Source organism: Pseudomonas sp. SED1 (genome assembly GCF_034044025.1).
GTDB lineage: Bacteria > Pseudomonadota > Gammaproteobacteria > Pseudomonadales > Pseudomonadaceae > Aquipseudomonas.
Genome location: NZ_JAXCIS010000121.1, coordinates 1 through 18,253, shown reverse-complemented (window position 1 = coordinate 18,253; position 18,253 = coordinate 1). Strand labels below are relative to the sequence as shown.

15 protein-coding genes are annotated in these 18,253 nt (G+C 62.7%); 8 read left to right on the top strand and 7 right to left on the bottom strand.

The features are described 5' to 3' along the window. Window positions 1–83 precede the first annotated feature (83 nt). Window positions 84–986 (top strand): LysR family transcriptional regulator, encoded by a 903-nt coding sequence (locus SNL23_RS15550; RefSeq protein WP_063028932.1) that lies wholly within the window; start codon window positions 84–86, stop codon window positions 984–986. Window positions 987–989: 3 nt separating this feature from the next. Here the strand turns inward: SNL23_RS15550 and SNL23_RS15545 are convergent, their stop codons facing one another. The 7 genes from SNL23_RS15545 to SNL23_RS15515 form a co-directional block, all read right to left on the bottom strand. Then, entirely contained in the window at window positions 990–2,336 is a 1,347-nt protein-coding gene (locus SNL23_RS15545) for an OprD family outer membrane porin (protein ID WP_318302675.1), read from the bottom strand. Window positions 2,337–2,437: 101 nt separating this feature from the next. Next, window positions 2,438–3,790: a citrate-proton symporter gene (locus SNL23_RS15540; RefSeq protein ID WP_076016432.1), complete on the bottom strand. Its 1,353-nt coding sequence runs from the start codon at window positions 3,788–3,790 to the stop codon at window positions 2,438–2,440. A 94-nt stretch (window positions 3,791–3,884) separates the two neighbouring features. Then, window positions 3,885–5,273 carry an amidase gene (locus SNL23_RS15535; protein ID WP_167665585.1) on the bottom strand — a complete coding sequence of 463 codons (1,389 nt, stop codon included), beginning with the start codon at window positions 5,271–5,273 and terminating at the stop codon, window positions 3,885–3,887. Between the two features lie 182 nt (window positions 5,274–5,455). Continuing rightward, a complete protein-coding gene (locus tag SNL23_RS15530) occupies window positions 5,456–6,283 on the bottom strand; it encodes a hypothetical protein (RefSeq protein ID WP_318302673.1) in 828 nt (275 codons plus the stop codon). Window positions 6,284–6,286: 3 nt separating this feature from the next. Beyond that, window positions 6,287–6,475 carry a hypothetical protein gene (locus tag SNL23_RS15525; RefSeq protein WP_003208968.1) on the bottom strand — a complete coding sequence of 63 codons (189 nt, stop codon included), beginning with the start codon at window positions 6,473–6,475 and terminating at the stop codon, window positions 6,287–6,289. 122 nt (window positions 6,476–6,597) lie between these two features. Then, entirely contained in the window at window positions 6,598–7,167 is a 570-nt protein-coding gene (locus tag SNL23_RS15520) for a helix-turn-helix domain-containing protein (protein ID WP_412104219.1), read from the bottom strand. Further along, the gene (locus SNL23_RS15515) at window positions 7,164–9,119 is read right to left on the bottom strand and encodes an oxidoreductase (RefSeq protein WP_076016428.1); all 1,956 of its coding nucleotides are present in this window, start codon (window positions 9,117–9,119) and stop codon (window positions 7,164–7,166) included. Before SNL23_RS15515 ends, SNL23_RS15520 begins: the two co-directional genes overlap by 4 nt. Before the next feature lie 132 nt (window positions 9,120–9,251). On the opposite strand from SNL23_RS15515, the gene SNL23_RS15510 reads away from it, so the two are divergent. The 7 genes from SNL23_RS15510 (at window position 9,252) to SNL23_RS15480 (ending at window position 18,177) form a co-directional block, all read left to right on the top strand. Further along, window positions 9,252–10,010: a class II aldolase/adducin family protein gene (locus SNL23_RS15510; protein WP_076016427.1), complete on the top strand. Its 759-nt coding sequence runs from the start codon at window positions 9,252–9,254 to the stop codon at window positions 10,008–10,010. Between the two features lie 41 nt (window positions 10,011–10,051). Continuing rightward, complete coding sequence (locus SNL23_RS15505; protein ID WP_318302671.1) at window positions 10,052–10,690, top strand: TetR family transcriptional regulator C-terminal domain-containing protein; 639 nt, start codon at window positions 10,052–10,054, stop codon at window positions 10,688–10,690. A 153-nt stretch (window positions 10,691–10,843) separates the two neighbouring features. Then, the gene (locus tag SNL23_RS15500; protein WP_076016425.1) at window positions 10,844–11,635 is read left to right on the top strand and encodes an enoyl-CoA hydratase/isomerase family protein; all 792 of its coding nucleotides are present in this window, start codon (window positions 10,844–10,846) and stop codon (window positions 11,633–11,635) included. A gap of 42 nt (window positions 11,636–11,677) precedes the next feature. After that, window positions 11,678–12,838 (top strand): acyl-CoA dehydrogenase family protein, encoded by a 1,161-nt coding sequence (locus SNL23_RS15495; RefSeq protein ID WP_076016424.1) that lies wholly within the window; start codon window positions 11,678–11,680, stop codon window positions 12,836–12,838. A gap of 18 nt (window positions 12,839–12,856) precedes the next feature. Further along, window positions 12,857–14,956 (top strand): acetate--CoA ligase family protein, encoded by a 2,100-nt coding sequence (locus SNL23_RS15490; RefSeq protein ID WP_318302667.1) that lies wholly within the window; start codon window positions 12,857–12,859, stop codon window positions 14,954–14,956. An 11-nt stretch (window positions 14,957–14,967) separates the two neighbouring features. Then, window positions 14,968–16,578, top strand: coding sequence for a 5-guanidino-2-oxopentanoate decarboxylase (locus SNL23_RS15485; RefSeq protein WP_318302665.1), 1,611 nt, complete (start codon window positions 14,968–14,970; stop codon window positions 16,576–16,578). Window positions 16,579–16,590: 12 nt separating this feature from the next. After that, entirely contained in the window at window positions 16,591–18,177 is a 1,587-nt protein-coding gene (locus SNL23_RS15480) for an ABC transporter substrate-binding protein (RefSeq protein WP_318302664.1), read from the top strand. Window positions 18,178–18,253: the final 76 nt, after the last annotated feature.

The following is an 18,253-nucleotide window of genomic DNA, read 5'->3' as shown; positions in this document are numbered from 1 at the left end:
ACCGAAGAAACGGATATGTACACATGAATGGCGCAGTAATTGCGTCCCCCCCAACCCCAACCCCCCAAAAAAAGGAGCCCCCCATGCAACTACGCGCCTTGCGATATTTCCATGAGGTCGCCCGCTGCGCCTCCCTGCGTAAGGCCGCCGAACGTCTTTACGTCACCCCAACCGCCGTCAGCCGCCAGATCGAACACCTTGAACACTTCTTCGGCGCCGCCCTGATTGAACGCGGCCCCCGCGGCATCCGCCTCACCGCCGAGGGCGAATGCCTGGCCGAACAAGTCACATCAACCCTGCGCGGCCTCGACCAGGTGCGCGAAGTCATCGCCAGCCGCCAAAGCCAGGTAGCCGGTAACATCAGCATCCATGTGTCAGAAAGTATCGTTTCCACCGTACTCGCCCCGGTACTCGCCACCTTCTACCGCGCCCACCCCAAGGTCACCTTCAACATCGTGATCGCCAGCGCATCGGCGACCCTCGACGCCCTGTGCAGCGGCGAGGCAGACCTGGGCCTGGCCTTCTACCTGCAAGAGCGCGCCGACGTCGAAGTCACCGCCCACTGCCAGTTATGGCACCGGGTGCTGGTCAGCGCCGAACACCCCTTCGCCCAGCGCGAAAGCATCGAATTGAGCGAACTGCAAGGCCAACCCCTGGCGATTCCCGACTCGGCCTACGGCGTGCGCCAGGCCCTGGAAGTGGCCGCAAAAAAACGTGGAGTCACCCTCGAACCGGTGTTCACCACCAGCTCCCTGGAAGTGCAGAAAAGCCTGGCCCGGCAACGGGCAGCGGTGCTGATTTTGCCCCAGGTAGAGGCAGACGTGCGGGACTTGGGCGACGGCCTGGTCGCCGTGCCGATCGCCGATGAAGACCTCGGCCGCATCCGCATCGACTTGTGCGTCTATCGCAACCGCCCCCGTTCGGTGGCGGTGCTCAAGTGCCAGGAGATGCTGGCGGGGGCGATGCAGCGTTGTTCGCTGAACTGAGGCTTAGAAGATATTGATCGGCATGTTGGCGACGAGGCGGAACTCGTCGTAGCTGCCGTCGATCTGCCCGCCGCTGGCGCGGTGGTTGTAGACGATGCTGCGCAGTACAGTGTTTTTGAGGGTGCCGGACTGGATCACGTAGGCCACCATCAAGCCGTTTTCGTTGTGCTTGGCACCATCCAGGCTGCGCACGTTGTAGCCGGTGTTGTGGCCGTTGCGGTCGCCGTCGTAATGGGTGCCGTCAATGTCCCAACCCTTGGCGTGCCACAGGCTGGCGGTGAGGCCGGGCACGCCGTAGGCGGCGAAGTCCAGGTCGTAGCGCAGTTGCCAGGATTTTTCGTTGGGGCCGTTGTAGTCCGAGTACAGCGAGTTGGCCATGTAGTTGCCGGTGGATTCCCACACGTAGTCGAAGTATTCATTGCCGAAGACCTGCTGCCAGGCCAGGGTCAGGCTGTGGGCCAGGTGCGTGGCGGTGAAGGCCAGGCTGGCGGCGTTGTTGTCGATGTAGCCGAGGTTTTTGTCCCCCGAATCGCTGGTGTGGTAGTAGTTGAAGGCGGTCTTCAGGGCGATGTCGCTTTTGTCGCCGATGCGGTGGGTCAGGCCGACATAGGTCTGGTCCCACATGTCTTCGAAGCGCGAGGCGTAGACGCTGGCTTCCAGCCCGTAACCCGGCTTGACCGTGGCCCCCAGGTAGCTGATGCGCGCGCCGCTGTAGGCGCGGTTGCCGAAGGTGGTGGTGAGCTTTTCGGCGCCAGTGCCGGTGCGCGGGATCGCCCGCTCGAAGCTGCCGCCCTGCACCGACAGCCAGTCGAACTCATTGCTGAACAGGCCCACGCCCTGGAAGCTGGAGGGCAGGGCGCGGTTGTCTTTGTAGCGCAGGATCGGGTTGTCGGTCATCAGCCGGCCCGCCTTGATCTCGGTGCTGGACAGGCGCAAACGCACGTCGCCCACGCCCAGGCGGCTCCAGGTGGGAATCGCATCGCCGTCGCCGTCCACCAGTACTCGGTCGCCACCATTGGCCACCTTGCCGTGGCCACGCTCCAGGTTGACCGCACTGAAGATCCCCGCGTCCACACCCACGCCGATCAGGCCCTGGGTGTAGCCGGAGCTGTACTTGAGCATGCTGGTCTGCACCCAGGTTTCACGCACGCGGGTGGGCTCGATGCCGCCGGGTTTCTTGATGCTCAAGTGGGTGGTGCGTTTGGTGTGCTGGTTGGAATAGTAGTGCCGCAGGTTCAGGTCCAGGGTGCTGCCTTCAAGGAAGCCCGGTGCGTTGGCTTGAGCGTTCTCTTGGGCGAAAGCCTGGGTGCTGGAAGCCAGGGTGATGGCCAGCAAAAGACGTGGATACATGGTAAATCCCCATACAAATCAGACGTAAGGCGACCGTCCCGGCAGGCCCTTGGGCGCTGCCGGTCGGTGGCGAAAAGACGCGGGACAGTGGGAAAAGGTATTCAGCGAACCGGGGCTTCTGTGAGCCGGGTTTCGCGGGCCGGGCTGCCGGGCAGCGACGGGCGGGTTTCCTTGGCGAACCAGGCGGCGGTGAGGCACACCAGGTTGGCGATCAGCAGGTACCAGACCGGCGACATTGGATCGCCGGTGGTGCCGATCAGCCAGGTAATGATGATCTGCGCGGTGCCGCCAAACGCCGCCACACCGAAGGCGTAGACGATGGAGAAACCGGTGGAGCGCACGGATTTCGGAAAGCTTTCCACCAGCAACACGATCAACGCTGCGCCGCTCATGCCGTGCAGGCCCGAAAGTACCGCGAGGGTCAGCAGGAAGGTCGCCGGGCTGGGGTGCTCGGTCATCAGTTGCAGGGCCGGGAACAGGATCAACAGCAACACCACCCGCGGTGTCATCAGGATCACCCGGCGCCCGAAGCGGTCGCAGAGCATTCCGCCGGCCACCGCACACACGGCCATGGCGGCGCCCGCCACCAGGGTCGAGAGCATGGAGATGCTGGTGGGCAGCTTCAGCTCGGTGAGGGCGAAGGTGGTCATGTAGTTGAGGAAGTACTGGGTGATGGTGCTGCCGGAAAGGATCAGCAGCCCCAGCACCAGCGCCCGTCGGTGCTTGCCGCAGACTTCCCGCACCAGGTCGCCGGTGCTGGTCTGCTCGCCGTGGCCGTGGAAGGTTTCGGCGAGGTTGCGACGGATGTAAATGCCGATCGGCAATACCAGCAGGCCGAACACAAACGGTACGCGCCAGCCCCAGCTGTTGAGGTCTTCGGGGGACATGACTTTGGTCAGGGTAAAACCCACCAGCCCGGCCACCATGGCTGCGACGCCCTGGGCAACCACTTGCCAGCAGGCGTACGTCCCGCGTTTGTGGGGCGGTGCCGCTTCGAGGATGTAGGTGGTGGCGGGGCCGGCTTCACCGCCCCAGGCCAGGCCCTGGATCATGCGGGTGACTACCAGCAGGATCGGCGCCGCGATGCCGATGGTCTCGTAGCCGGGCAATATCGCGATGCTGCCGGTGCCCACGGCCATCATCACCAGGGTCAACAGCATCGCCGGTTTGCGCCCGACGCGGTCGGCATAGGCGCCGATCAGCACCGCGCCCAGCGGCCGGACGATAAAGCCGATACCGAACGCGGTAACCGACAGCATCAAGCTGACGAAGGCGCTGTCGGACGGAAAAAACGTGTGGCCGATCATCACCGCAAAGGTTGCGTACACACCAAAGTCGAAAAACTCCACGGCGTTACCCAGGACCACGGCGAAGATGCTCTTTTTGCCGGCGTCCGGGGACGGTGTTTCGGGTGCGTGATCAGGATCGGATCGTGTCAATTGCTCGGTGTGCATACCAGCCCCTCGATTTTAGTTATAGGTCGTCCGAGCTCCTGGCCGAGTAGGCCCGGAGCTGGCGTGTGGGTGGGCAGTTCTTACAGCGTCAAAGTCAGGAAGGATTCGGCCAGTGGTGGATTGCGCCACGCCAGCTCTCGTAGGTTTTAGCGATTTGCAGCAGCCATTGATCGGCGAAACGCGGGGCGATCATCTGCAAGCCGATAGGCATGCCATCGGCAGCGAAACCGCAGTTGATCGACAGCGCCGGTTGTTCGCCCATGTTCCAGGGCACCGTGAACACAATGTGTTCGAACGGCAGTTGTGGGTCGTTGCTGGGTGACGGCCACTCGGCAGGGAAGGCGTTGACCTGGTTGGTGGGGGACAGCACCAGGTCGAGTTCGGTGAACACCTGCGCGGCGCGGCGGCGCATTTCGAAGGTCTGGTTGAAGCCTTTAACGGCCTGTACGCCGCTGACCTCGGCGCCCGGCGCGGCCCAGTCGCGGATATACGGCAAGACCTTGTCGAACTGCTCGCTGCTCAGCGCGGACAAGTCACCCCACTGGCGGGCGCGCCAGAAATGGTCGAGGCCGTCGAGTTGTGCGCGGTCCATGATCGGCGGGATCAGCGTGACCTTGGCGCCGTGGGCTTCGAACAGCCGCGCGGCTTGCTCCACTGCTTCACACACGAAGCCTTCAGGCTGCATGCCCACGCCGGGTTCGAGCATCAGGCCGACGCGCAGGCCCTTGACCGACAACGGCTGGTTGCTCCATTGGGTGGTGAGTGGCGGCAGGCTGGTGGCGTCGCGGGCATCGGGCCGGGCCAGGTGTTGCATCAACAGTACGCAGTCATCGACGCTGCGGGTCATGGGCCCGGCGGCGCGGCCGGTGTAATACGGGTCGATGGGGATGCGTCCCAGGGTCGGCTTGAATCCCACCAGGCCGCACCAGGCGGCGGGCAGGCGCACCGAGCCGCCGATGTCGGTGCCCACGTGCAGCGGGCCATAACCGGCGGCGGCCGCAGCGGCGGCACCGGAGCTGGAACCGCCGGTGTTGTTGGCGGTATTCCACGGGTTGCGGGTGATGCCGTGGAAGCTCGACAGTCCGGAAGACAGCATGCCGAAATCCGGGTTGGTGGTCTTGGCCAGGATAATCGCCCCTGCTTCACGCATACGGGCTGCGGGCGGTGCGTCCTTGAGGGCAGGGGTCAGGCGGGTGGCGGCGCTGCCGAGGGGAATGGGCACGCCCTCGGTGGCGATCAATTCCTTGAGGGTCACCGGTACACCGTCGAGGGCACCGTTGGGTTGGCCCTTGTTCCAGCGTTCGGTGGAGGCCTGGGCCTGCTGGCGCACCTGTTGCGGGTCGAAGGCATAGAGCGCGTTGATCTGCGGCTCCCAACGGTCGATATGGGCCAGGAGCTGGTCGTAGTAGTCGATGGGCGCGAGTTGCCGGCTGGCAAATTGCGCCAGCAGTTCGGCAGCCGTAAGGGTGTGCAGGTCAGTCATCGAACGCTTCCTTGTGATGGGCCGGCTGGCTCATGGCGGGTTGCAGTAGGGACGACTATATAAACCCCAGTGTGACGCGGCCATCACAATCGGTGCAGTTCAGTGTTGCGTTTTTGTGTGCACTGAAACCGACGGGTAGATGTGGGATATGGCTGGAAGGTTTACTGTTCGGCAGGCGGACCTCAGGCGCAGGCGCCTGGCGTCTTTTTCTTGCGTGCCGACGGACGACGATAGCTCCGGGTAGGCTGGGGTTTTGCCCGTGTGCGGGATTGGAAAGACATCCACGTCGCAGGGTCAAAGCGGGTGGCTGATACCACCGCTTCCTGGAGCAGCATGATGGAAATGGCGTCTGACGCATCCGGGTATTCAGTATCGAGGATGATTTCCAGGGTGTCCTTGTCGCGATAGCCGCTGCAGGTCGGAATCAGACTGAAGGCGTGATCTATACCTTCGGACTCATTCGGCTCGCAGATGGATGAAACGACGCCCACATAAACATTCCGATCGTTCAGCGTGAACATGCATTGAGAGCCGCGCGCAATGGATTCCCTGAGCAGGGTCCTGAGGGGGCGCCCCCTTAGAAGCTCGAGCATCAATTGCTGGTTCAGTTCCTCCTCTGAAGCAAGTTGCAGTCGTCGTCGACGCCAACGCACAAATAATCGCGCCCAGCAGTAGGGAATGATCATGGCTGTCAGGCCGACCTGGAGCAAAAATACCCAGAGGCCATGATTTCTCTCGGTGGCAATATCCAGCTCTATCAGCAGCTTGCCCAGATAAGCACTGTAATCAATGGGGATTGTCTGGCCAGCCAGTTGCAGCGGCTGTTTGGACAGGCAAAGAATCAAGGTGGTCAGTACGAACGACAGTACGAGGCAGGTCCAGCCTAATCTTGCGACCTGTAGATAGAGTAACTGGCCCTCAAAGCGGTGGAGGCGGCAGTAATGGCCGGGGTGTTTCAAACACACCAAATAGCCACTCACCAGTAACGGCAGTATCAGTAGTAGCCCCATGGGTTATTTGAATATCAGTTCACGTATCTTGCGCTTGTGTTCCTTGAACTCGGGTGAGTTGGCGATTTCCGCCGGGTCGACAGAAATTCCCCACTCACCCACTATCCTCATGGTTTTGTACCGCTTGATAGCCCTGATATTTTCCAGATCTTCCTCAGTGGGTTTCTTGAACCACGCAAACGACTCAAACATGACCGGCACCCTCGAAAAAAAGTAGTCGGTTTTATAGCAAGAGCCGTTTTTACCGACTACTGATGGCCCCCATCCAGAACTCCCCGCGTATCGTAGGAAACGTCCTCAGTTGCTCCAACGGTCTAAAACGTCGGCGGCGTAATCACCCAAATCACCACCGCATCCACCTTCCCGGGGTTGCCGTACCGATGAGGCTCACTGCTGGGGAAGCTGAAACTGTCGCCTTCAGCCAGCTGAAAATGCCGCTCGCCCACCCACAACTCAAACGTTCCACTCAACACATAACCCGCTTCTTCACCCTCATGGCTATAGCTCTGCTGGCTGTAGGTGCCCGGCGGAAAACGCGAATGCAGCATTTCCAGCTGATGATTGGGCAGGGGCGTCAGCAACTGGTCGACGATCCCGTCTTCATAATGAATGCTCTGGCGATTGTTCTTGCGCACCACAAAACCTTCATCCTCCGCTGCCGGCGTGGTCTCGCTGGCAAAAAACCACTGGATCGTCACCCCCAGGCTGCGGGCGATATTGAACAGGGCCGGGATCGACGGGTAGGCGAGGTTGCGTTCCAGTTGGCTGATATAGCCGGCCGTCAATTCGCTTATCTGCGCCAATTCGGTAAGCGTCATGCCCCGGGCCTTGCGCAAGCCGCGGATGCGGGTGCCGAGAAACAGCTGTGGCGGTTGGTTGTTCAAATGTCCCACGCTACCTTCAATCCTTCATAAATCGCCTCTTCAGCGGTACGCGGCGCCAGGCAATCGCCGATGCGTCTGAACGCCACCAGGCCTTCCAGTTCCGCGCCCAGAGTGTCCACCGGCTGGTGGCCCTGGCACAACACCAGGGTGTCGATATTTTCCAGCAACATCGGCTCGCCGCTGGCGGTGTGTTGCAGGTAGACGGTGGTGTCGTCGCAGCCGTACAAACGGGCGTAAGGGATGATCGGAATGCCCAGCCGGTGCAGTTCGCCGGCCAGTTGATCACGCACGTATAACGGCAGGTTTTCCCCGCAATGGGTGCCGTTCACCGCCAGTTGCACCTGATGGCCGGCGCGGGTGAGGCGCTCGGCAATGCCCGGGCCGATCCAGTCGCAACGCCAATCCACCACGACCACCGAACGGCCCAGCGGCACCTCGTCGCGCAGTACTTGCCAGGCGTCCACCACCTGTAGCTCGCCGCCGCGTTCGAAGGCCGGCCAATAGGGCTCGGCGCCGGTGGCGATGATCACCAGGTCAGGTTGTTCGCGTTCCACCAATGCGCGGTCGACGCGGGTGTTGCGCACTACGCGAACCCCGGCCAGTTCCATCTCGCGCTGCAGGTTGGTACTGGCGCCGCCGAACTCGCTGCGTCGTGGCAGCAACTGTGCGAGGAGCACCTGGCCGCCCAATTGGGCGCTGGCTTCATACAAGGTCACCTCATGCCCGCGTTGCGCCGCCACGGCCGCGGCTTTCATTCCTGCCGGGCCGCCGCCGGCGACCATAATCCGCTTGCGTCGCAGTGCCGGTTGCAACTGGCCAAACTGCAATTCGCGGCCGGTCTCGGGGTGCTGGATGCAGGAGATCGGCAAGCCTTTGTGGAAGTGTCCGATGCAGGCCTGATTGCAGGCGATGCACGCCCGTATATCCTCGGCATGGCCGCTTGAGGTTTTGGCCGGCATTCGCGGGTCGCAGATCAGCGCGCGGGTCATGCCGCACACGTCGGCCTGGCCGCGCTGCAGCATCAACTCGGCTTCCTGAGGCTGGTTGATGCGCCCGGTGACGAACAGCGGAATCGACAGGCCGGCCTTGAACGTCGCCGCTTCTGCCGCCAGGTACGCGGGGGCAATGGCCATGGGCGGCACGATATGGATTGCGCCGCCGAGGGAGGCCGAGGTGCCGGCGACGATGTGCACATAATCCAGCTGTGATTGCAGCTGTTGCACGGCGGCCAGGGAGTCATCTTCTGTCAGGCCTTCGGGGTCGCGCTCATCCGCAGAGATGCGCAAACCGATGATGAAATGCTCGTCGGTTTCGGCACGCACAGAGGCGATGATCTCCCGCAGAAAACGCAGGCGTTGTTCCAGCTCACCGTTGTAGCCGTCGGTACGGCGATTCACCCGCGGGTTGAGAAATTGCGCCGGCAGATAACCATGGCTGGCGACCACCTCCACACCGTCAATCCCGGCCTGGTACAGACGCCTCGCCGCTGCGCCGTAGCCCGCGATGATCTCGTCGATCATTGCCTGGTCAAGGGCGCGCGGCATCACCCGGAACCGCTCGTTGGGTACCCCGGAAGCCGAGTAAGCCACCGTCAGCAAGCCATCGGCCGACTCCATGATTTCCCGCCCCGGATGGAAAATCTGCGACAGCACCAGGGTGCCGTGGGCATGACAGGTTTCGGCCAGTTGGCGGTAGCCGTCGATGCAGCTGTCATCGGTGGCCATCAGCACATGGGAGGTGTAGCGGGCGCTGTCATGCACCCCGGCGACCTGCAACACAATCAGCCCCACACCGCCCTCGGCGCGTGCCCGGTGGTAGGCGATCAACTGCTCGTTGACCCGGTTGTCGGTGGGCATCGAGGTGTCGTGCCCACTGGACATGATGCGGTTTTTCAGGCGTTTGCCGCGCAGCGTCAACGGTTCAAAAAGATGCGGAAAGGCATGGGGCGACATGGTGCGGATACTCCAGGCGCTGTTGTTATTATTTTTCTATAGGAGGTCAGCCCCAGTAAAAAATCAACTTGTTTTTTTACTGGCGACTGGATTAGCGTCAGCCACATCACCCACCCGCCTGGAGAATAAAAAATGACTGGGGCCACCGAACGACAGCTGCGTGAAGAGCTTGCCGCCTGCTACCGGCTGATCGCGCACTTTCGCATGAGCGACCTGATCTTCACCCATATCTCGGTGCGCATTCCCGGGCCTGAACACCACTTTTTGATCAACCCCTATGGGCTGATGTTCGAGGAGATCACCGCGTCCAGCCTGGTGAAGATCGGCCTGGACGGACGTGCGGTCGAGGCGTCGGCCCATGGGGTCAACCCGGCGGGGTTCGTGATTCACAGCGCGATTCACGGCGCCCGCGAAGACGCTCAGTGCGTGCTGCACACTCACACCCGCGCCGGGTGTGCGGTGGCGGCGCTGGAGTGCGGGCTGTTGCCGGTGAACCAGATTTCCATGGAGTTCTACGGCAAGGTCGCCTACCACGACTACGAAGGCGTGGCGCTGGACATGGACGAGCAACAACGACTGGTTCGCGACCTCGGCGACAAGCCGGTGCTGATGTTGCGTAACCATGGTTTGTTGACGGTGGGGGAGACGGTCAGCCAGGCCTTCCTGCGCATGTACTACCTGGAGAAGGCCTGTGATATCCAGCTTGCCGCGCAGGCGTGCGGCAAGCTGATCCTGCCGCCTGCAGACGTGTGTGAATACACCGAGCGGCAGTTCAATGAGCCTGGCCGGTCATTGGAAGAGGGCGAACTGGCAGACCTGGACGCCATGCAACTGGCGTGGGCGGCATTGCTGCGGTTGCTGGATCGGGTGTCGCCGGGTTTCCGGGAGTGAGGTAGAGTCGTCCAGCCGACTTTACCCAAGGACACCGCCTCATGACCCAGGAATCTCGTTTCTCCCGTATGGAACCGGAGTTGCGCAAGGCCAATCTGGTCCAGGCGACGCTGGTGTGCCTCAAGCGCCACGGTTTCCAGGGGGCCTCGATTCGCAAGATCAGTGCCGAGGCCGGGGTGTCGGTGGGGCTGATCAGTCATCACTACTCGGGCAAGGATGAACTGGTGGCCGAGGCTTATCGGTCGATCACCGGGCAGGTCATGGACTTGCTGCGCGATGCCATGGCCAAGGCGCCGCCCAGCCCGCGTGAGCGGCTGTCGGCGTTCTTTCGCGGCTCGTTTTCCCCCGAGTTGCTGGACCCGCAACTGCTGGATGCGTGGCTGGCGTTCTGGGGCGCGGTCAAGACTGCGCCGGCGATCAACCAGGCTCACGAGCATTCCTATGGCGAGTACCGCACCATCATGCGTTCAGCCTTGGCAGACATGGCCGCTGAAGAAGAATGGGAGCGCTTTGACGCCGACCTGGCAGCCATCGCCTTGAGCGCCTTGCTCGACGGTTTGTGGCTGGAATCGGGGCTCAACCCCGGCACGTTCACCCCGGAGCAGGGCATCCAGATCTGCGAAGCCTGGGTCGACGGCTTGCAGTCTGGCGGCCGCAAGCGCTTCCAGATCAAACCCTGAACTGACGATTTCTCGCTGCCTGGACGCCACGTCCAGGTCGGCATTCCCCCTCGAAAAATATTTGCAGTTACCCGATTGCCTCCTTACTGAACACTCGTTTAGTATCGCCCCATGTCGCACCCCTCAAGCCAATTAAAATAATTCGAGGATTCCATGACTACAGATCCGTCCGTGCTCACTCAAGTGCAAGCAGGCGTTGCCTGGATCACCCTCAATCGCGGCGCCCAGCGCAACGCCCTGGACATCCCGACCCTCAAGCACCTGCATGCATTGCTGGACGGTTTCAACAGCGACCCGGCTGTGCGCGTGGTGGTGTTGACCGGCACTGGTCGCAGCTTCTGCGCCGGTGCAGACCTCGCCGAATGGGCCGACGCCGAAGCCCGTGGCGCCCTCGAAACCTACGGCTGGACCGAAACCGCCCACGCCTTGATGACCCGCCTGCACACCCTCGACAAACCTACCCTCGCTGCCATCAATGGCACTGCGGTCGGCGCCGGCATGGACCTGACGCTGTGCTGTGACCTGCGTGTAGCCGCGCAATCGGCACGTTTCAAGGCTGGCTACACCAGCATGGCCTACTCGCCGGACGCCGGTGCCAGCTGGCATCTGCCGCGCCTGATCGGCAGCGAACAGGCCAAGCGCCTGCTATTCCTCGACGAATTGTGGAGTGCCGACCGCGCCTTGGCCGCCGGCCTGGTGGGCGAAGTGGTCGCCGATGAGCAACTACATGCTCATGTCACTGAGCTGGCCACGCGCCTGGCCAACGGCCCGACCTTCGCCTTTGCCCAGACCAAAACCCTGATCCGTGAAGGCGCCGGGCGCAGCCTGCCCGAGCAGCTCCAGGCCGAACTCGCCGCCGGCTTGCTGTGCGGCCGCAGCGCCGACGGTGCTGAAGCCCTGCGCGCCTCGATGGAAAAGCGTCCCCCGAATTTCTCCGGCAACTGATTCCTCCTCAAAACACCCCTCGAACGATCGACAGGTAGCGCCATGAATTTCCAGCCCAGCCAAGAACAAGACATGTTGGTGGACGCGGTACGCAGTTTTGTTGCCAAGGAATTGTTGCCCCACGAGGAGGCGGTGGACCGCGCCGATGAAGTCTCGCCAGAGCTCGCCGCGCAGATCCGGGACAAGGCGATTGCCGCCGGGTTCTATGCCTTCAACATGCCGGAAGAGGTCGGCGGTGGCGGCCTGGATTACCTGTCCCAGGCGTTGATCGAGCGCGAGTTGTCGAAAGTCTCCTGGGCGCTGCATGTGTTTGTCGCCCGGCCGTCGAAAATTCTCATGGCCTGCACTGGCGCGCAGATTGGCGAGTACCTGTTGCCGTGCGTGCAGGGCAAGAAGATCGACTGTTTTGCCTTGACCGAACCGGGCGCCGGTTCCGACGCCAATGCGATCAAGACCCGCGCCGTGCGCAGCGGCGATGACTTTGTGCTCAACGGCAGCAAGCATTTCATCAGCCATGCCGGCCAGGCGGATTTCGCCATCGTGTTTGCCGTCACCGACACCTACGAACACAACGGCCGCCAGCGCAACGCCGTGACCTCGTTCCTGGTGGACCGTGGCACGCCGGGCATGACCATTCGCCGGGGCCCCAAGTGCGTCAGCAACCGCGGCTACCACACCTATGAAATGTTCTTCGACGACTGCCGCGTGCCGGCCTCAAAAGTCCTCGGCGAAGTCGGCAAAGGCTGGGAGGTCGCCAACGCCTGGCTGACCGCAGGCCGCGTGATGGTGGCCGCCAACTGCGTCGGCCAGGCCCAGCGAGCGCTGGATGTGTCGCTGCAATGGGCCGCAGACCGCAAACAGTTCGGCCAGCCCATCGGCACCTATCAAGGCATCTCGTTCAAGCTCGCCGACATGGCCACGCAAATTCGCGCGGCCGAACTGCTGACCCTGAACACCGCCTGGAAAATGGACCAGGGCACCATGACCGACGGCGAGGCCGGCATGGCCAAGCTGTTTGCGAGCGAGGTGCTGGGCAAGGTCGCTGACGAGGCCGTGCAGATTTACGGCGGCATGGGCTTGATGGACGAAGGGCCGGTGGAGCGCATCTGGCGCAACGCGCGGATCGAACGGATCTGGGAAGGCACTTCGGAAATCCAGCGCCATATTATTGCCCGCGAGCTGTTGCGGCCGCTGTTGCGCTGATCGGGTCGGAGAACGCTTATGTCCCAGGCTATTCGCGACAATCTCAAGCGCCTGCTGGCGCCCCGTCACCTGGCATTCGTCGGCGGGCGCAGCATGGCCCGCGCCCTCAAACGCTGTGCCGAGGGTGGTTTTACCGGCCAGATGTGGCTGGTCAACCCGCAGCATGACAGCCTCGACGGTATTCCCTGCGTACGCCGCGTAGCTGATTTGCCATGCGGCCCGGACGCAGTGTTTATCGCCACCAACCGCGAGCTGACCGTGACCTGCGTTGCCGAACTGGCGGCCATCGGCACCGGTGGCGCCATCTGCTACGCCTCCGGGTTTGCCGAAACCGGCGCCGAGGGCCTGGCCTTGCAGCAACAACTGCTTAAGGCGGCTGGCGAGATGGCGCTACTCGGCCCCAATTGCTATGGCCTGCTGGATTACCTGCACAGCTCGGCGTTGTGGCCGGTGGCCCATGGCGGCAAGCCGGTAGAGAAGGGCGTTGCGGTGCTGACCCAGAGCGGCAACTTCGCCTACAACCTGTCCATGAGCGACCGTTCGCTGCAGGTGGCCTATATGGCGTCGGTGGGCAACCAGGCGCAATTGGGCGTTGCTGAACTGATGGATGTGCTGCTCGACGAGCCGCGCGTCACGGCCATCGGCTTGCACCTGGAAGGCTTGAAGAATGTGCCGGGGTTCGCCCGTGCGGCCCATAAGGCGCTGGAAAAAGGCATTCCGATCATCGCCCTGAAAACCGGCGTGTCGCAGATCGGCGCCGAGTTGGCCTTGAGTCATACCAGTTCGTTGTCGGGTTCAGACGTGTTGTACGACAGCCTGTTTGCGCGCCTGGGCGTGATCCGGGTCAGCGGCCCGGTGAGTTTTGTCGAGACCCTGAAAGCCGCGGCCTGCGGTAACTTGCCGGCGGGCAACAGCCTGATTGCCCTGGCCTGTTCCGGTGGCGATGCCGGGTTGATTGCCGACTACGCCGAGCGCAACGATTTAAGCCTGCCCAAACTCGATGAAGGCCAGCGATCGGAACTGGCGCAGGTACTGCCGAGCTACGCCAACCTGGTCAATCCGCTGGATTTCACCACGGCCATCTGGGGCAACAGCGAAGCCCTCAATATCATGCTCGATACGGCACTGCGCACCGACGCGGATGCGGCGATGCTGGTGCTCGACTACCCGGCGGAATTTACCGGTGAGCGCAAGGAATGCGACCTGCTGCTGGAGCTGTTTTGCAGTGCGCTGACTCGCCATGGCAAGTCCGGGTTTGTGACCTCGGCATTCCCCGAATTGTTGCCGGCTCACGCTCGCGAGCGTCTGCATGCTCAAGGTGTTGCCGCGTTGCAAGGCGTGGAAGATGCGCTGGCGGCCTGGGGCCGGATTGCCGACTACCAAAACAATCGCCGGGCGCTGCTGGCCCGTGGTGAATCGGTACTGGTGCCGCTGTGCCCGCAAGCGCTGGAAGCACTCGGACAGTCGCTTAACGAGTGGGATTCCAAGCAGGCTTTGCGTGCTTTCGGCCTGACCACGCCGGCCGGCGTCTTGAGTACGCCAGCGCGGGCCATCGCCGATGCCAAAGTGCTGGGCTACCCACTGGTACTCAAGGCCGTCAGTGCCGACCTCCCGCATAAAACCGAAGCGGGCGCCGTGGCACTCAACCTGCAGGACGGCTTCGCCTTGACTGCGGCCCTGGCCCATATGCGTGAGCAGATTGCTGCCTATGCGCCGGATGTACCGTTCGATCACCTGCTGTTGGAATCCATGGCCACGCCGCCGTTGGCCGAGTTGATTGTGGGCATCAAGCGCGAAAACGATTTCGGCCTGGCGCTGGTGATTGGCGCCGGTGGAATCCTCGTGGAGTTGCTCAAGGACAGTCGCAGCCTGCTGCTGCCGACCACCGACGACGCGATTCGCAATGCCTTGCTCAGCCTGCGCAGCGCGGCATTGCTGCAAGGTTTTCGCGGGCGGGAAGTGGCTGACATGGAGGCGCTGGTGGCGGCGATTCGTGCGGTGGCCGACTACGCCTGCGCCAACGCCGGGCAGTTGCTGGAACTCGATGTAAACCCATTGCTGGTCAATGCCCGAGGCGCCACGGCGGTCGATGCATTGATCCGTCTCGCCCAGGCGTGAAGGAGATGACGATGCAAAGCAAAACCTTGACGGGCGGCCAGGCCCTGGTGCGATTGCTGGCCAACTATGGCGTCGATACGGTGTTCGGTATTCCCGGCGTGCACACGCTGGAGCTGTATCGCGGCTTGCCCGGCAGTGGCATCCGACATGTGTTGACGCGCCATGAGCAGGGCGCCGGCTTTATGGCCGACGGTTATGCGCGGGTCAGCGGCAAGCCAGGCGTGTGTTTCATTATCACCGGGCCGGGGGTGACCAACGCCGCCACGGCGATCGGCCAGGCGTATGCCGACTCGATTCCGCTGCTGGTGATTTCCAGCGTCAACCACACCGCCAGCCTCGGTAAGGGCTGGGGCTGCCTGCATGAAACCCAGGACCAGCGCGCGATGACCGCGCCCATCACCGCGTTTTCGACGGTGGCCTTGAGTGCCGAGGATTTGCCGGAGTTGATCGCGCGGGCCTACGCGGTATTCGACAGTGAGCGGCCACGGCCGGTGCATATTTCGGTGCCGCTGGATGTGCTGTCGGCGCCGATCAAGCGCGACTGGAGCAATGACGTGGTGCGCCGTCCCGGGCGAGGTCTGCCATCGGCTGAAAGCCTCGATCAGGCCGTGGCGAAACTGGTTGCGGCCAAGCGGCCGATGATCATTGCCGGTGGCGGCGCACTGTTGGCGGCCGAGGCCTTGCAGCGCTTGAGCACACAACTGGCGGCGCCGTTTTTCAGCAGTGTTGCCGGCAAGGGCTTGTTGCCAGTGGCGCATCCGCTGAATGCCGGTTCGACCTTGTGCGTCGAACCCGGCTGGCAGCTGATCGCTGAGGCGGACGTGGTGTTGGCCATCGGCACCGAAATGGCCGATACGGATTTTTGGCGTGAGCGCCTGCCGATTAACGGCGAGCTGCTGCGAGTGGATATTGACCCGCGTAAGTTCAACGATTTCTATCCTTGCGCCATCGCGTTGCACGGTGATGCCCGGCAAACGACGCTGGCTTTGCTGGAACGCCTGCCAGCCACGCCGCGCAACGCGGATGCCGCCACTGTTGCGGTCGCGACGTTACGCCAGGCAGTCAGCAGCGGCCATGGCCCGTTGCAACGGATTCACCAGGCGATTCTCGACCGCGTCGTCGCCGAGTTGCCCACCAATGCCTTCATCAGCAGTGACATGACCCAACTGGCCTACACCGGTAACTACGCGTTCCCCAGCAACGCCACCCGCAGTTGGCTGCATCCCACCGGCTACGGCACCTTGGGCTATGGCCTGCCGGCCGGTATCGGCGCCAAGTTCGGCGCGCCTGAACGGCCTGGCCTGGTGCTGGTGGGCGACGGCGGCTTTCTCTACACCGCCCAGGAACTGGCCACGGCGGTGGAAGAGCTGGACAGCCCGCTGGTGGTATTGCTGTGGAACAACGACGCCCTCGGGCAAATTCGCGACGACATGCTGAACCTGGACATCGAACCCATCGGCGTACTGCCGCGCAACCCGGACTTCGCCGCGCTGGCGCGGGCGTTCGGCTGCACGGTCAGCGAGCCACAGAACCTGGATGAGCTGCAGACGGATTTGCGTAATGGTTTCAAGCGCAACGGCGTGACCTTGATCGAGTTGAAGCATGCCTGTGTGAACCTTTAGAGGAGCAACACCATGAGCGAAAACAACAACAAAATGACTCAAGCGATGCACCGACGGGATTTCCTCAAACACAGCGCTGTAGCCGGTGCCGTGGCCGCCGCTTTTTCCATGGGCCTGCCGCTGCAGGCCTTTGCCGAAGAGGCCACGCCCAAGCCGGGCGGCGTGCTGCGCATGGGGCTGGCCGGCGGCAGCACCACCGACTCCCGCGACCCTGGCTCCTGGGTCGACACCTTCACCTTCGTCGGCTTTTCGGCGGTGTACAACACCCTCACGGAAATCGCGGTGGACGGCAGCGCCATCCCCGAACTGGCCGAGAGTTTTGAGTCGACGCCCGACGCGCGCATCTGGACTTTCAAACTGCGTCAAGGCGTGACCTTCCATAACGGCAAAAGCCTTACCGCTGAAGACGTGGTGGCCTCGATCAACCACCACCTGGACGCTAAATCCACCTCGGCGGCCAAGACGGTGCTCGGTGATGTGGCCAGCGTCAGCGCCAAGGGCAATGACGCGGTAGTGTTCGAACTGCACTCGGGCAATGCCGATTTCGCCTATGTGGTCGCCGATTACCACCTGGTGATCATGCCCGCCAAGGACGGCGCCGCCGACTGGCAGGCCGGGATCGGCACCAGCGGTTATCGCCTGAAAAGTTTCGAGCCCGGCGTACGCATGGACCTGGAGCGCAACCCGGATTACTGGAAGCCGGGCCGGGCGCACTTCGCCAGCGCCGAGCTGTTGGCGATTGCCGACGGCGCGGCGCGAGTCAACGCGCTGGTCACCGGGCAAGTGGATGTGATCAACAAGGTCGACCTGAAAACCGTGGCCTTGCTCAAGCGCAATCCCACGCTGGTCATCGAAGAAACCAAGGGCGCCCAGCACTACACCTTCCCGATGTTATGCGACAGCAACGAGTTCAAGAACAACGACATTCGCATGGCGATGAAGCATGCAATCAACCGCGAAACCCTGCTGGCCTCGGTGCTGCATGGCTATGGCCTGGTGGGCAACGACCATCCGATCCAGCCCGGCAGCCGCTTTATCAACGCGGCGCTGGAGCAGCGTACCTACGATCCGGACAAGTCGCGCTTCTACCTGCGCAAGGCCGGTGTCGAGTCGCTCAAGGTGCGCCTGCAAGCTTCCGATGCCGCCTACACCGGTGCAGTGGACGCCTCGGTGCTGTTCAAGGAACAGGCACGCCAGGCCGGGATTGATATCGACGTGGTGCGCGAGCCGGCGGATGGGTACTTCTCCAACATCTGGATGAAACAGCCATTCACCACCTCGTTCTGGTACAGCAGCCTGACCGCCGACCGCATGTTCAGCATCGGCTACGCCAAGGGCGCGGCGTGGAACGAAACCCATTGGGATAACCCGCGCTTCAACCAGTTGCTCAACGCGGCGCGGGGCGAGATGAACGCGCCCGTGCGCCAGGAGATGTACAACGAAATGCAGAGCCTGTGCCGGGACGACGGCGGGGCGATTGTGCCGTTGTTCGCCAGCTCTGTGGCAGCACGCTCGAACCGTGTCAGCCATGGACCGCTGACGGCGCCGTATGGGGAACTGGATGGGTTGCGGCTGATCGAGCGGTGGTGGCAGGCGTGAAGATTTCAGAAACGCCACAAATCAACTGTGGGAGCGGGCTTGCTCGCGAATACGGTGTGTCAGTCAACACAGATGC